The sequence below is a fragment of the Bartonella sp. AP7XZML genome (genome assembly GCF_042195745.1).
GTDB lineage: Bacteria > Pseudomonadota > Alphaproteobacteria > Rhizobiales > Rhizobiaceae > Bartonella.
Genome location: NZ_JBHIOT010000024.1, coordinates 40807 through 56064, shown reverse-complemented (window position 1 = coordinate 56064; position 15258 = coordinate 40807). Strand labels below are relative to the sequence as shown.

The 15258-nt window shown below is 38.4% G+C and carries 15 protein-coding genes; 13 read left to right on the top strand and 2 right to left on the bottom strand.

Going from position 1 to position 15258, the window contains the following annotated elements:
• Together ACFILT_RS02890 and ACFILT_RS02885 are read right to left on the bottom strand one after the other, a co-directional pair.
• Entirely contained in the window at window positions 1-423 is a 423-nt protein-coding gene (locus ACFILT_RS02890; protein ID WP_375678423.1) for an HIT family protein, read from the bottom strand.
• Window positions 424-557: 134 nt separating this feature from the next.
• Window positions 558-1019, bottom strand: a complete 462-nt coding sequence (locus tag ACFILT_RS02885) for a RidA family protein (RefSeq protein WP_375607219.1) — start codon at window positions 1017-1019, stop codon at window positions 558-560.
• 145 nt (window positions 1020-1164) lie between these two features.
• Between ACFILT_RS02885 and ACFILT_RS02880 the strand changes: the two genes are divergently transcribed.
• The 13 genes from ACFILT_RS02880 to lpxB all read left to right on the top strand — a co-directional run bounded on the left by ACFILT_RS02880 (window position 1165) and on the right by lpxB (window position 15253).
• Window positions 1165-2001: a cell envelope integrity EipB family protein gene (locus ACFILT_RS02880; RefSeq protein ID WP_375620783.1), complete on the top strand. Its 837-nt coding sequence runs from the start codon at window positions 1165-1167 to the stop codon at window positions 1999-2001.
• 167 nt (window positions 2002-2168) lie between these two features.
• A complete protein-coding gene (gene rpsB / locus ACFILT_RS02875; protein WP_375678422.1) occupies window positions 2169-2948 on the top strand; it encodes a 30S ribosomal protein S2 in 780 nt (259 codons plus the stop codon).
• Window positions 2949-3050: 102 nt separating this feature from the next.
• Window positions 3051-3974, top strand: coding sequence for a translation elongation factor Ts (tsf, locus tag ACFILT_RS02870; protein WP_375678421.1), 924 nt, complete (start codon window positions 3051-3053; stop codon window positions 3972-3974).
• A gap of 157 nt (window positions 3975-4131) precedes the next feature.
• Entirely contained in the window at window positions 4132-4851 is a 720-nt protein-coding gene (gene pyrH, locus ACFILT_RS02865) for a UMP kinase (protein WP_375679539.1), read from the top strand.
• Between the two features lie 37 nt (window positions 4852-4888).
• The gene (gene frr / locus ACFILT_RS02860; protein WP_375678420.1) at window positions 4889-5449 is read left to right on the top strand and encodes a ribosome recycling factor; all 561 of its coding nucleotides are present in this window, start codon (window positions 4889-4891) and stop codon (window positions 5447-5449) included.
• Window positions 5450-6180: 731 nt separating this feature from the next.
• On the top strand, window positions 6181-6996 hold the full coding sequence (locus ACFILT_RS02855; RefSeq protein ID WP_375613469.1) for a phosphatidate cytidylyltransferase: 816 nt from the start codon (window positions 6181-6183) through the stop codon (window positions 6994-6996).
• 15 nt (window positions 6997-7011) lie between these two features.
• Window positions 7012-8160, top strand: coding sequence for an RIP metalloprotease (locus ACFILT_RS02850; RefSeq protein WP_375613470.1), 1149 nt, complete (start codon window positions 7012-7014; stop codon window positions 8158-8160).
• A gap of 202 nt (window positions 8161-8362) precedes the next feature.
• Window positions 8363-10759 (top strand): outer membrane protein assembly factor BamA, encoded by a 2397-nt coding sequence (gene bamA / locus ACFILT_RS02845; RefSeq protein WP_375678419.1) that lies wholly within the window; start codon window positions 8363-8365, stop codon window positions 10757-10759.
• A gap of 65 nt (window positions 10760-10824) precedes the next feature.
• Window positions 10825-11871, top strand: a complete 1047-nt coding sequence (lpxD, locus tag ACFILT_RS02840) for a UDP-3-O-(3-hydroxymyristoyl)glucosamine N-acyltransferase (RefSeq protein WP_375612127.1) — start codon at window positions 10825-10827, stop codon at window positions 11869-11871.
• Window position 11872: 1 nt separating this feature from the next.
• Window positions 11873-12340, top strand: coding sequence for a 3-hydroxyacyl-ACP dehydratase FabZ (fabZ, locus tag ACFILT_RS02835; protein ID WP_375612128.1), 468 nt, complete (start codon window positions 11873-11875; stop codon window positions 12338-12340).
• A gap of 24 nt (window positions 12341-12364) precedes the next feature.
• Entirely contained in the window at window positions 12365-13189 is an 825-nt protein-coding gene (gene lpxA, locus ACFILT_RS02830; RefSeq protein WP_375609506.1) for an acyl-ACP--UDP-N-acetylglucosamine O-acyltransferase, read from the top strand.
• Between the two features lie 2 nt (window positions 13190-13191).
• Window positions 13192-14064 carry an LpxI family protein gene (locus ACFILT_RS02825; protein WP_375612129.1) on the top strand — a complete coding sequence of 291 codons (873 nt, stop codon included), beginning with the start codon at window positions 13192-13194 and terminating at the stop codon, window positions 14062-14064.
• Window positions 14057-15253 (top strand): lipid-A-disaccharide synthase, encoded by a 1197-nt coding sequence (lpxB, locus tag ACFILT_RS02820; RefSeq protein ID WP_375678418.1) that lies wholly within the window; start codon window positions 14057-14059, stop codon window positions 15251-15253. The genes ACFILT_RS02825 and lpxB overlap by 8 nt, the downstream gene beginning before the upstream one ends.
• The last annotated feature ends 5 nt before the right edge of the window (window positions 15254-15258 follow it).

Here is a 15258-nt window from a genome sequence, read left to right as displayed (position 1 = left end):
TTATAAAGCTGAACGGATTTTTTTTGCATTCTCTTCAAGTATTTCTGGAGACGTTATCATATCATTATGAGGAGTAAGCTCTATTCCCTCCATACGTGGTATAATATGAAAATGAAGGTGATAGACGGTTTGTTGACTAGCTGCTTCATTAAATTGCATGACAGTTATGCCATCTGCTTGAAAGGCTTTTTTGACAGCATTTGCAATTTTTTGAACAGCTTTAATAACAGGAAATAATGTTTCAGGATCTGCATCAAGTAAGTTTCTAGAGCCTTTTTTAGGAATGACCAGCGTATGACCTGGTGCCTGTGGCATGATATCCATAAATCCAATAACATCATCATCTTCGTAGACACGAACAGAAGGGATTTCATTGCGAATCAATTTAGCAAAAATATTGTTATTGTCATAAGCTTGTTTCATACAAATATTTCCTTTTATCGTAAGTTTAAGATTCTAATTTAAAAACGAAAAAATGCAAGGTTTATCAGAGTGTAAGACAAAGAAGTATTTTGACTTCAGTTATATTTAGGATAATGCACTGTCTTAATGAAGGTTTAGATTTCTATGATGGCTTCAACTTCTACAGGAACATCCATAGGAAGAGAGGCAACACCAATAGCAGAACGGGCGTGTTTTCCAATTTCACCAAGGATATTGACGAATAAATTAGAAGCTCCATTGGCAACAAAAGGAATATCGGTAAAATGAGAATCTACAGCCACAAAAACAGTAATTTTGACCACACGTTTTATTTTATTTAAGTCACCCAGAGTTGCCTTGAGTTGCGCGAGAATATTGAGAGCGCAAGCTTCAGATGCTTTTTGGGCTTGTTCGGTATTCACAGTTGCACCAACTTTACCGATGGCTATTGGTTTTCCATTAATAAGAGGGAGTTGTCCAGAAATAAAGAGTTGATTGCCACTTTGTGAAGTGGTGATGTAATTGGCAAGGGGGGAGATTACTTCAGGAAGAGTGATTCCAAATTTTTCTAAGTTTTTTTCAATCATATTGGTCATAATTTTAACTCCATAGCTGCTCTATAATATATTCATTGCATAATCTATTTTTTGATTTAAGAAAATGTGTGGTTAATTGAGAAATTAACCTTTTTTGCCTTATTGTATGATGTTATGCAACGGGGATAAAGTTCGGAAGTTGGGAATGATTAGATCATTATTTATAATAATTTTATATATTGTTTTTTTATGTACCGCGAGAGCTGAAGAGCCCATTTTTATTGTGCCTCATCGAGCAATTTATGATTTTCATCTCGATAGTGTTTCTCATGAAATGACAATTTCTGCGATGTCAGGACGAATGGTTTACGAGCTTACTGGTTCGGCATGCCAAGGCTATAGCACACGTTTTCGTTTCATTAGCCGTGTTCACATTGAAGATATGCCAGTACGTTTGACGGATCAACAGACGACGAGTTATGAAACAGGAGACAGCCGTACATTTCGTTTTAATATTACAGATCAAGAGGGAGAAGAGGTTGTGCATCGTGCCGAGGGGGTTGCGGAGCGTACGCAAGATGGTATCACAGTTACCTTAAAAAAGCCAAAGGAAAAAGAGTATAAGCTTGCAATGGCTGAATTTCCAATGATGCAACTAAAAAATATTATCCGCCATGCAAAAGCAGGAGATCATTTTTACAATGTTACTGTATTTGATGGGACAAATAAAGCAGATAAAGTTATAAAAGAAAGTATCGTCATAGGGGAAAAGAAGACGCTTTTATCTGATAGCGAAACGGAAAAAGTAAGAAAATTGGATGAAGAAGAATATTGGCCTGTTACAATTTCTTATTTTGATGATGGAGAAAATAAAGATGGTTTGCCGGTTTATCGTAGCAGTTTTCTCTTACATGAGAATGGTGTCATGCGTGATCTTCATATAGATTATGGAACTTTTTCAGTGCGTGCAAAATTGAACAGTCTCGAATTCTTGGAACTTGGAAAAGATCTTAATCAATGTGAAAATGCAAATATTAAATGATTAAAGAAAATAACTTGAAAAAGAATCAAATATTAGTATGTTTGCGCTATTCCACACGCGGTGTCTGGGTGTTTGCAAATGATCTGTGAGAAACTTCTAGCAAGCATCCGCCGGTAGCAGGTCTTCCTGCTTTTTCCGCGGAGGTTGAACCGGAAAGGATAAGATTTATGGCACTACCCGATTTTACTATGCACCAGCTTTTAGAAGCCGGTGTGCATTTTGGTCACCAGACTCATCGCTGGAATCCCAAAATGACTCCCTATATTTATGGTCAGCGTAATAATATCCATATTATTGACCTTGCTCAGACCGTTCCACTTTTACACCAAGCACTTAAACTTGTTTCAGATACTGTAGCGCGTGGTGGTCGTATTCTCTTTGTTGGTACGAAACGGCAAGCATCTGACATTATCGCAGATGCGGCGAATCGTTCTGCTCAGTATTACGTTAATGCACGTTGGCTTGGCGGCATGCTCACAAACTGGAAAACGATTTCCAATTCGATCTATCGCTTGCGGAAGCTTGATAAAATTCTTGCTGCTGAAGCGCAAGGCTTTACTAAAAAGGAACGTTTAAATCTTGAACGTGATCGTGAAAAGCTTAATCGTGCGCTTGGTGGTATTAAAGATATGGGTTCTGTTCCAGATCTTATCTTCGTTATCGATACGAATAAAGAAAATATTGCACTCCAAGAAGCAAAACGTTTAGGTATTCCAGTGATTGCTATTATTGATACCAATTGTGATCCCGATGACGTAACACATCCAATACCAGGTAATGACGATGCTTCACGTGCAATTTCTCTTTATTGCGATCTTTTTGCCCGTGCTGCTCTTGATGGTATTGCACGCCAGCAAGGAGCAATGGGTATCGATTTAGGAGCTCAAGTTGATGCACCTGTGGAGCCTATTTTGGAAGAAAATGCAGTTTCAGAAGTTTCTGAATAATATAAAATGCCTAATTAAGGTACTTTTATTGTCTAAAGAAGAAGTTATAGGCGTGCAGAGGGGTTTTGCACGCTTTCACTGTTACAAAATAAAGAGGCAAATATGAGCATTACTGCTGCACAAGTAAAAGAACTTCGAGAACTATCTGGCGCTGGTATGATGGACTGTAAAGCCGCCCTAGCAGAGACCAACGGTGATATGGAAGCTGCTGTTGATTGGCTTCGTAAAAAAGGAATAGCTAAAGCAGATAAAAAGGCTGGTCGTACAGCAGCTGAGGGATTAATCGGAGTCGTATCAAAAGATTCACATGCAGTTTTGGTTGAGATTAATTCTGAAACAGATTTTGTTGCACGCAATGATGGATTCCAAGACATCGTGCGTAAAGTAGCAACTGCTGCCTTAGATACATCAGGGGATGTTGAATCTGTTTCTGTTTCTCTTTATCCAGGCTCTGAGAAGACTGTAGAGCTTACGATTAAAGATGCAATTGGTACAATTGGCGAAAATATGACATTTCGTCGTTCCGCTAAATTGTCTGTTGAGAATGGTGTTGTTGCGACTTATATACACAATAGTGTGGCTGATGGGCTTGGAAAACTTGGTGTTTTGGTTGCGATTGAAACAACAGGAAATAAAGAGGCTGCTCTTGCTTTTGGTCGGCAGGTCGCGATGCATATTGCGGCAACCAATCCATTAGCACTTACAGCACAAGATGTTGATGCTGCTGCTGTTGAACGAGAAAAAGCAATTTTTTCAGATCAAGCACGTCAGTCTGGAAAACCTGAAAATATCATTGAAAAAATGGTAGAAGGACGTATGCGTAAGTTTTTTGAAGAGGTTGTTTTGCTTTCTCAAGCTTTTGTTATGAATCCTGATATAACTGTTGAGGCCGCTTTAAAGGATGCTGAGAAATCAATTGGTGCTCCAGCAAAAATTACAGGCTTTATTCGTTTTGCATTAGGTGAAGGTGTGGAAAAAGAGGAGTCTGATTTTGCTGCAGAGGTTGCTGCTGCTGTAAAAGGCTAGTTATTGCAAACTCTTGATCAGAGATTTAAAGTCATATCATTGGTTGTAGAATCTCTGAGGGGAACAATGTAATTGTTGAGAGGGCGTCACGTGAAAAAAGTGGTGCCCTTCGTGATGTCAAAAGCAAAAAGTAAATGGGCTTTTGGGGAGATTATTAATGGCATTAGCACTTCCGTATAAACGTATTCTTTTAAAGGCTTCTGGTGAAGCTCTTATGGGAGGGCAGAATTTTGGCATTGATGTTTCTGTTGTAGACCGTATTGCCGCTGATATTGCAGAAGTGCGCACAATGGGGATAGAAGTTGCGGTTGTTATCGGTGGGGGAAATATTTTTCGTGGCGTTGCTGTTGCTTCGCATGGTGGGGACCGAGTGACAGGTGATCATATGGGAATGCTTGCAACTGCTATTAACTCTTTAGCATTGCGAACATCTTTGACAAAATTAGGGGTTGAAACTGTTGTACTCTCTGCGATTGCTATGCCACAAATTTGTGAAAGTTTCTCGCAACGTAAAGCAATAGCTTATATGAATCAGGGAAAAGTTGTTATTTTTGCAGGTGGTACAGGAAATCCATTTTTTACCACTGATTCTGCTGCTACTTTACGTGCAGCAGAAATTGGTGCGGATGTCCTTCTTAAAGGAACACAAGTTGATGGTATTTATTCAGCAGATCCAAAAATAGACCCTACGGCTAAGCGTTTTGACCAATTAACACATGTTGAAGTTTTGCAATGGGGATTATCTGTTATGGATTCAACGGCGGTCACTTTAGCACGTGAGAACAATGTACCGATTATTGTGTACTCCATTCATGAAAAAGGCGGTTTGGTTAAGGTCTTGAATGGAACAGGACGCTTTACAATAGTATCGGAATAAGGGTAAGCTTCAAAGGACAATTGAAGGAGACAGAAATATGAATGTTACATCAATTATGGATGATCTGAAACGTCGCATGGATGGTGCCATTACGGCTTTTAAACATGAATTAGGTGGTTTGCGGACTGGACGTGCATCGGCCAGTTTATTAGAACCGTTGACCGTTGAATCTTATGGTTCTGTTGTGCATATAAATCAGGTTGCTAATATTTCTGTTCCCGAACCTCGGATGCTTTCTGTTTCTGTATGGGATAAAACGATGGTCGGAGCTGTAGAGCGCGCTATTCGCGATTCTGGTCTTGGTTTAAATCCCATAACTGATGGTACGAATCTACGTATTCCTTTGCCTGAGTTGAATGAAGAGCGCCGTAAAGAACTTGTAAAAATTGCGCATCACTATGCAGAGCAAGCGCGTGTTGCTACACGTCATGTTCGTCGGGATGGTCTGGACAATTTGAAAAAGTTAGAAAAAGATGGTGAAATTGGACAAGATGAAGCCCGTAGTTCGTCTGAAAAAGTTCAAAAACTCACGGATGAAACTATTGCTGATATTGATAAAATTTTAGCCGTAAAAGAATCTGAAATTATGCACGTTTAAGACGATTTTGTCACTAGAAAAAGGATATTTATTCCCAGCCTGTAAATTGTTTCTAGGGATAATAGGAGGGGTGGTGTGTTCTGTGATAGCAAGGTATGATGCAGGAAGGTATTCTATCATTTTGATATGGGAGAGACTGATTTGAAAGGGCAGATGTTTAAATTTTTTAATCTGCGTGGTAAATCATGCCCTTTGCTGGAAGACACTATTTAACAGCATAGTGTGGGCTTTTAGTTGAGTACGTCTTTGTTAAACTGCATAATGAAAGCATTATTAGAAATTATTCAAATATTCTAAGATGAAGGTTGGGGAAAGAATATAATGCAAAAAAACAAGTCTAACCTTTCTCTCATTTCTCATTATAAAACATGTGAGTATAATTGATCAAGCAGATGTTATGTGGCGTAATTCATTTTTTAATGACGAATAGTTGATAGAAAAGTGTTTTTATACGAAACCTATATTAGTTAATTTGTATGGCGCAGAGGTAACTGCTTTTTCATTTTATATTTGAGAAAATATTAAAAAAATATTTTATAATTTTGACGGAGATTTTTGAAGCTGTTTTCATTGATTATTAGTTTCATAAGCGCTATCTTAGTAGACTGAATTATTTATGATAAATTATAAGAGAAATTATACAGGTATGAGATAAAAATACTGCGTAGGGGAGTTTTTCTTGCGTTAATTTTAGAGCTTGTATTTTCTATTTTTATTGTTTGGATGTTGTTTTGTCTAATTTGGTTTATCGTATTCTGACAGCTTTTGTTTTTGGCATTATTGCGTTGTATCTAACATGGTTGGGAGGAAACTTCTTTTTTTTATTTGTATGGTGTATTGGCGGTTTTGTTCTTTATGAGTGGATGAGTATTACTAAAGAGAAATGGTGTATTTTACAAAAAATATTAGCAAGTATCTTTTATTTAATCTTTGGCTTTTTTTTAGTATTGAGTGTATCTGCTTCATTGATTTTTTGTGTTTTAATCGTTTTAGCTACAGTGTTAGCTATTATATCTATAAAAAAGAGTGGTTGGGTTTTTTGTGGTTTTTTATATGCATCTTTTCCTGTTGTTGCTTTATGCTTTCTACGGGATCATGAAATGTTGGGGTTCCAAGTTGTTATTTTCTTATTTACGATAGTGTGGGGAACAGATATTGGTGGTTATTTTATCGGACGTGCATTAGGGGGCCCTAAATTAGCACCACAATTTTCTCCTAATAAAACATGGTCAGGAGCACTTGGTGGTACATTTGTCGGAGTTTTCGGTGGTATATGGGTTGCTTTTGGATTTTTTGATATAAATTTAGCCAGTTTTTTTGTGCCACTCCTTACACTTGTTTTGTCAATTGTTTCACAATTGAGTGATTTAGGGCAATCATGGCTCAAAAGACGGTTTTCTGTTAAAGATTCTAGTTCTTTATTGCCTGGACATGGTGGTTTTATGGATCGTATAGATGGATTGGTAGGGGCAGCTTTTCTTCTTTATTTAATTGGTTCATTTATGTCTGATATGGATGCGCCTTTTAATCTTTTTAGTATGATCTAATTGGGAGAAGATAGTTTGGAACTTTTAAATCATATCGTCACTATGGGTGATTTTCTTTTAAGAAGTTTGAGTATTCTTTTCATCATTATGATTATCATTTTTGTGCACGAATTTGGGCACTATCTCATTGGTCGGTGGTGTGGTATTAAGGCGTTAATTTTTTCGCTTGGATTTGGACCAGAAATAGCGAGTTATACAGATAAGCATGGCACGAAGTGGCGTTTAGCACTTATCCCCTTAGGAGGTTATGTAAAATTTGTTGGGGATGAGGAAAAAATCGATACGGAATCATCCCAATCATCTCTGATTGTTGATGGTTCATTTGCTAGTGCGCATGCTTGGAAAAAAGCAGCAACTGTTTTTGCCGGTCCTTTCTTCAATGCCCTTTTTACTGTTGTTATTCTAACATTTTTTTTCTTTATCTATGGTCGTGTAGCCATTGAGCCCGTTGTTGGTTCTTTGGTAAAAGATAGCCCTGCTCTTCAATCCGGTTTGGAATTAGGTGATCGTTTTGTTGAAATGGATGGACGACGGGTTGAAAGCTTTGAAGATTTGATGAATTATGTAGCTTTTCACGGAAGAGAACCCATAGAGTTTAAAATAGAACGCATGGGGCGAGTCTTTACAACGATGATTACCCCGAAAGTCGTTGAGCGAGATGATGGATTTGGTAATCGAACACGAAGTGCTATGATAGGTGTAGGTGTTCCTGTTGATTTAAATAATCCTGCACGTTTAGATCCAACTTATATAAAACATATTCGCTATGGTTTTGTAACAGCTGTAAGAAAAGCGTCAGATCGTACTGTGTTTATCGCCACTCAAACCGTTCTTTTTATGAGTCGTTTAATAGGAGGCAAAGAGGATCGTTGTCGGCTAAGTGGACCTTCTAAAACCGTTAAAATTGCTTGGAAAGTGAGCGAGACAGGTTTTATCTCTTTGTTGAATTTGGCAGCTTTTCTTTCAATAAGTGTTGGGCTTATTAACCTTTTTCCGATTCTACCGCTTGACGGTGGGCATCTTTTATTGCATGTCATTGAGGTCATTACTGGGAGGAAAATATCTGCTAAAATTCAGGGAATCGTTTTTCGTTTAGGTTTTTCCATTCTTCTCCTTTTTATGATTTTTGTCTTTTTTAATGATTATTTTTGTTGGTTTAGCTAATTAAATTATGGAAAACGCTTTATAAATTAAGTAATAATAGCAAAAACAAATTGAAGGTTGTTTACCATGTCTACAAAATGTTGTGGCGTTGTACATTATAATGAGTAATTAAGGAATGAAAAGTCTCGCTGTAAAAAGGTTGTTATGGCAGTTAGCTTTTAAGGCATCATGTCCAAGGAACGAGAGTAAGGTAAAAAAGCCAATGACTACGAATTCAAAGTTTTTAAATGCAGCATCTGTATTGGTGTTAAAGATGGGGATGATTGCCCCAGCAACGGTTTTTATGTCAATTGCTGCGGTCGGAGAAATACAAGCGTCTGTAGTCCGCTCTATTGAGGTTCGTGGGAATAAGTTTGTAAGTTCTCAGGCGATTCGAGACAATATGGGGATTAAGGTTGGGCAAGGTGTTTCCAGTGGTGATGTTGATAGAGCTGTGAAGAACCTTTTCGAATTGGGTTTATTTTATGATGTTAAAATAAATCCGGTGGGTGATAAATTGGTTGTATTCGTAAAAGAATATGAGGTTGTCAATCAAATATTGTTTCAAGGAAATAAATCTTTTAAAGACCCAGATCTTAAGCGGTTTATTTCTTTAAAACCGAATGAGCCTTTTAATTCTGCTAAGCTTTCTGCTGATATAAATACAATTCGTGAGGCTTATAAAACTCTTGGTCGTAATAATATCACTGTTAACGTTCAAACGATTAACCTTGGAAAAGGGCGGGTTAATGTGGTATTTAATGTCGTTGAAGGGAAAAAAACAAAGATTGGTGATATCACTTTTAAGGGAAATAATGTCTTTGGAAGTCGCCGTTTGCGTGATGTGATTTCAACAAAAACTTCGGGAATTTTTTCGAAGTTGTTGGGAGGTGATGTTTACAGTGAAGAGCGCCTCGCTGTTGATGAAGAAGCTTTACGTCGCTTTTATTATAACCGTGGTTATGCAGATTTTCGTGTAGTTTCTTCTAAAGCAACTTTTGATGCAGCAAGCAATACGTATAAAATTTCTTTCGTTCTTGATGAGGGTGCGCTCTATAAAATTAGCGATATTCAGGTTGAAAGTGATGTTGATGGAATTGACGTTAAATCTGTGAAAAGGATACTTAAAACCCAGCCAGGTAATGTTTATAGTGCAGAAGATATTGAACAGTCTGTTGCAACTATTAATAACAAAGTTGCTGATTCGGGATATGCTTTTGCTAAAGTTGAACCGCGGGGAAATCGTAATTTAGCAAATCATACAATTTCAATTTTATATAATATTGAACAGGGAACACGTGCTTATATTCAACGTATTGATATACGTGGCAATGAGAAAACGCGTGATTACGTCATTCGCCGTGAGATTGATTTAAACGAAGGAGATGCTTACAATCAAACTTTATTACAGCGGGCAAAACGTCGTCTAGAAAGTTTAGGTTTCTTCAAAGCCGTTAATATTTCAATGGTTCCTACAGATCAATCTGACCAAGTTGTTTTGGTAATAGATGTCGTTGAAGCTTCAACAGGAGATCTCTCTCTTTCTGGAGGGTATACAACAGGGGGAACAAGTCCTGGTATGTCACTTGAAGTTTCTGTTACTGAACGTAATCTTGGGGGACGTGGTCAATATGTTCGTTTAGGGTTAGGTGCGGGGCAAGAAAAATCTCGTAATTATAATTTATCATTTGTTGATCCTTATTTCTTAGGGTATCGTTTATCTGCTGGTGTTGATGTTTTTCGTAGTACTTATCGTGCTGATAAAGCCTATGATGTACGGCAGACAGGTGGATCGCTGCGGTTTTCGTTACCTATTAATAATCAATTATCTGCTAATGTAGCTTATTCTTATGTGCAGGAAGAATATGATTTTGGCGGAGAGTATGATTTTGACAAAGAGAGTGACATAATAGAATTATATGGGAAATATTCTGGTGCGATTGTTCAAGCTGCAAAACACAGCCCTTGGAAACGTTCATCAATTAGTTATGGTTTCACCTATAATACGATTGATGATATGAGATCCCCCCATGATGGGTGGTACGTGCATCTGCTTCAGGAATATGCAGGGCTTGGTGGGAGTGCAAAGTTCTTGAAGACCACGGGTAAGGCGATGATGTACAAGACTCTTTCTGACCAGAAGGATATCGTTGGTTTGCTTTCCTTTGGGGGTGGTTATATCCACGGAATGGGCCGAGATGGTGTTCGTATTTTCGATATGTTTAAAGTAAATTCTGATATGATTCGAGGGTTCAAATATAATGGAATAGGTCCGCGTCAGGTTTCCAGTAAGGGTGAGGTTTATTTCTTGGGGGGAACGACATATATGAATGCGACTGCTGAAGTACAGTTCCCTATCCCTGTCGTGCCTGAAGGATTTGGGTTGCGCGGTGCTTTATTTGCGGATATTGCCACGCTTTATGGCAATAATTATAAAGCCGTTTTTAAGGGTGAACCGTCTGTTACCAATACCAAAAGTGCTTGGCGTTCATCTGCAGGTGTGAGTTTGATGTGGGATTCTCCGTTTGGTCCTTTGCGTTTTGATTATGCTTGGCCAATAACGAAGCAGGAAGGTGATCGTTTGCAACAATTGAACTTTGGTATTTCTACGAAGTTCTGATTTGAGCGATTTTAAGAAGGAAAAACTTGAAGAGAATAGCTTAAGCTGGGAGAGAAAGTGTTTTGATGGCGGATACATTTTTTTTTACGCCGTCCCGACGATTGACAGTTGCAAATGCTGCTGAGTTGACGGGTGCAAAGCTTCTTAATCCAGAGTTTTCTCATAAAGTTATCAATACTCTTTCTTCACTTGAGAGTGCTGTGGAAGGTTCGCTTGTTTTTGTAGAGCATCGGAAGTTTTCTGATGCTTTACTGGACAGTTCTGCTGTTGCTGTTTTGTGTACGAATGAGATTGTTTTTAAAGTTCCCGAAACTATGGCAATTTTGGTGACATCCACACCACAGCGTGACTTTGCTCAGATTGGTCGTATTTTGTTTCCAGATTCTGTCAAGCCAATGCCTTGGTTGGGGCAGAAGGGGATTTCATCGCATGCGCATATTCATCCAACGGCTAAGTTGGCACATGATGTGTGTATTGAAGCGGGAGCTGTTATTGGTAAAAATGTTGAGATTGGTGCAGGAACTCTTATTTCATCCACAGCTGTTATCGGTGAAAATTGCCGTATTGGATGTGACTGCTATATTGCTCCTAAGGTAACAGTTCAGTGTTCTATAATAGGTGATAAGGTTCAGCTTTATCCTGGTGTTTGCATTGGGCAAGATGGTTTTGGTTATGTTGGGGGCGTTTCTGGAATCGAGAAAATTCCACAGCTTGGTCGCGTTATTATTGAGGATGGTGTAGAAGTTGGTGCGAACACGACAATTGATCGTGGAACATTTCAAGATACTGTTATTGGTGAAGGAAGCAAGATTGATAATCTTGTACAAATTGCCCACAATGTAAAAATTGGCCGCTATTGTCTTATTGCCGCTCAATGTGGCATTGCGGGAAGTACATCTATAGGGGATATGTCTCAGCTTGGCGGAAGTGTGGGAGTAGCTGATCACATCATAATAGGTAAATCTGTTCAGATTGCTGCTCGTAGTGGTGTTATGAATGACATTCCGGATGGCGAAAAATGGGGAGGTAGTCCAGCGCGACCATTTAAACAATGGTTTCGTGAAGTAGCGGCATTGCGCAGTATGGGAAAAGTTAAAAAGGAGAAACGCTGATATGATCAGCAGTGAAAAAACTAAAAACTTAGAGGCTGTCGATATTGAAAAACTATTATCAATATTACCGCACCGTTATCCATTTTTATTAATTGATCGTATCGTTGATATTGATGGTGAACAAGAAGCGATTGGTATTAAAAATATAACGATTAACGAGCCACATTTTATGGGACATTTTCCCTCAAAGCCTGTTATGCCTGGAGTTTTGATTTTAGAAGCTATGGCACAAACGGCAGGAGCAATAGCACTTTTAAATTTAGGCAATAAGCAAACAAATTTAGTTTACCTTATGACGGTTGATAATGCGAAATTTCGTAAGCCGGTTATGCCTGGTGATCAGCTAAAAATCCATGTTCAGCTTTTGAAAAAAAGATCTGGTATGAGACGTTTTTCATGTGTTGCAAAAGTAGAAGATGTTCGCGTCGCTGAAGCAGAAATTGCTGCGATGATTGTCGAAGAAGCATAAACGATATTTGATGGGAATTAAAAAATGTCCGGTACGAAAATCCATCCAACTGCTCTTGTGGAGAAGGGAGCGCAGCTTGGTGAGAATGTACGCGTTGGACCATTTTGCCATATTAGTTCAGAGGCTGTTATTGGTGATGAATGTAGTTTGACAAGTCATGTTGTAATAATGGGAAAGACAACGTTAGGAGCCAAGAGTAAAGTATTTTCTCATGCCGTTTTGGGGGCAGATCCGCAAAATAATAAACATAAAGGAGGGGCTACAACTCTTTTTATTGGTAAGAATTGTACGATTCGTGAAGGTGTAACAATGCATAGGGGTTCCGATTCGAGTGTAGGAATGACAGTTGTTGGTGATAATTGCCAATTTTTTTGTTATGCGCATATCGCTCACGATTGTTATGTAGGCAATCATGTAACATTTGCCAATAACGCAATGATTGCTGGTCATGTTACTATTGGTGATTATGTGATTATTGGTGGTGGTGCTGCTGTTCATCAATTTGTTCGTGTTGGACATCATGCATTTATCGGCGGCGTATCTGCACTGGTTGGTGATCTGATACCTTATGGAACAGCTGTTGGTGTGCAGGCAAAACTTGCTGGACTCAATATTATTGGCATGAAGCGTGCAGGACTTGAGCGTCAAGATATTCATGCACTCCGTCATGCGGTTGCTATGCTTTTTGATCATAGCAAACCATTTAAAGAGCGTGTCAGTGATGTTGCTTCTTTCTATTCTTCTTCTCAGTCTGTTTCTGAAGTTGTTAATTTTATTAAAGAAGAAGGAAAGCGTTTTTATTGCACACCAAAATTTGAAGGTGTTAGAATAAAAGAACATAAGGATTAAAAATGCCTATTTGGGGAGCCAGAAGTTTTCTTTCCGGCCGTACTGCTATTATAGCAGGAAATGGTGTTCTACCGATTACTGTTGCGCAGACTCTTGAGAAGAATGGAGAAAATCCTTTTCTTGTGCTTTTGCATGGTGAGGCAGATTCTGTTCTTTATCGCTATGAGCATTGCGAGCTATCAATTGTAGAGTTAGCACGACTCGTTAAAATTTTAAAAGAGGCTGGTGTATATAATGTTGTTTTGGCAGGTGGTGTGAAAAAGCGTCCACTTCTTAAACAATTGCGACTGGACTGGACAACATTTTTAGCTCTTCCTAAGTTAATCGGAGCTTTGAAGAGGGGAGACGATGCGTTATTAAAAGCTTTTATACGGGTTATTGAAGCACACGGTTTTTGTGTTATTGGTGCTCACGAAATAGTCCCAGATCTTTTAGCTCCTATAGAATTTAATTTAACAGTACGGCGCGCTACTCCAAAAGAGAAAAAAGATATTTTTTTAGCAGTAGAAGCAGCAAAGCTTTTAGGTCAATTAGATATCGGGCAAGCCGTTGTCGTTGTCCAAGGAAGGGTGGTTGCTCTAGAGGGCGCTGAGGGAACTGATAATATGTTGTGGCGTATTTGTGAAATGCGAGAAAGAGGGCAAATTCCCCTTAAAGGTGGCATTCTTGTAAAATGCGCAAAACCACAACAGGATAATCGCGTTGATTTGCCATCAATTGGGCCCGCGACAATAATGAATATTGCAAAGAGTGGTTTATCTGGTGTTGCGGTGGAGGCAAATAGAAGTCTAATATTATCAGTGAAAACAACAATAGAAAAAGCCAACAAATATTCTTTATTTATAGAGACATTTGAAAAGTTTGGTCATGAATAATTGTTTCTTAAAGATTGCAGTGGTTTCAGGTGAGGAATCTGGTGATTTACTTGGGGCCGATCTAATTTCTTGTTTATCACAACAGATAGGATGCAATATTCATTTGATTGGTGTTGGGGGGAGCCATTTAAAGGCATTAGGCTTAAAAAGCTTTTTTGATTCCCATGATATTGCTTTAATAGGTTTAAAGGAGGTGTTGAAAAAACTACCATTGTTGTTGCTACATATTCGCAATTTATCCAAATTTATTGCACAAGAACAACCTGATTGTTTAATTATTATTGATAGTCCTGATTTCACGCATCGTATTGCAAAAAAGGTACGTGCTTTAGCGCCTTCTATTCCTATCATTAAATATATTGCACCAACCGTTTGGGCATGGAGGCCAGAGCGTGCAAAAGCTATGTGTGGATTTGTTGATCATGTTTTAGCGGTTTTTCCTTTTGAAGAAAAGATTATGCAAGATTTGGGAGGCCCTGCCACGACTTATGTTGGACATCGTCTTTTGACATATCCTCCCCTTTTGAGAGTTCAGTCAGAAAAAAAAAGCCAATTAGAACAAAGAAATTTGATCGATACACAAACATTATCGCCTGCATTAGTTATTTTGCCAGGATCACGCAATTCAGAAATTCGTTCCTTAATGCCTATTTTTCGAGAAACAGTAGAGATTCTTGTACAACGTATTCCTCATTTACGTATTATTTTACCAACCTTACCTCATTTGGTAGATAGAATCCGCGACTTTGTGCAGGGCTGGAAAAGCAAGATAGAAATTGTAGTTGGTGAAGATGAAAAATGGCGTGCTTTTGCACAAGCAGATGTTGCTCTTGCTGCACATGGAACTGTTTCACTTGAATTAGCCTTAGCAAAAGTTCCTATGGTTCTTTGCTATAAACTTGATTTCTTTTCTAAATTATTTATTTTTCCTAAAATGATGTTATGGAGTGCTGCTCTTCCAAATATTATTGCTGATAAGCCTATTGTTTCGGAATATTTGAATGAATTAATCCGTCCTGGCATGTTAGCAAGACAGGTAGAACAACTTTTGGCTAATCCTTTATTGCGACAGGCACAACTTGATTCCTTTGAGATGGTAGAACAGAAAATGAAAACTGAAGTACCATCGGGGGTTGTTGGCGCACAAACAATTATCACTCTTTTAAAAAGCAGGAATAAAATTGTATAAATAAA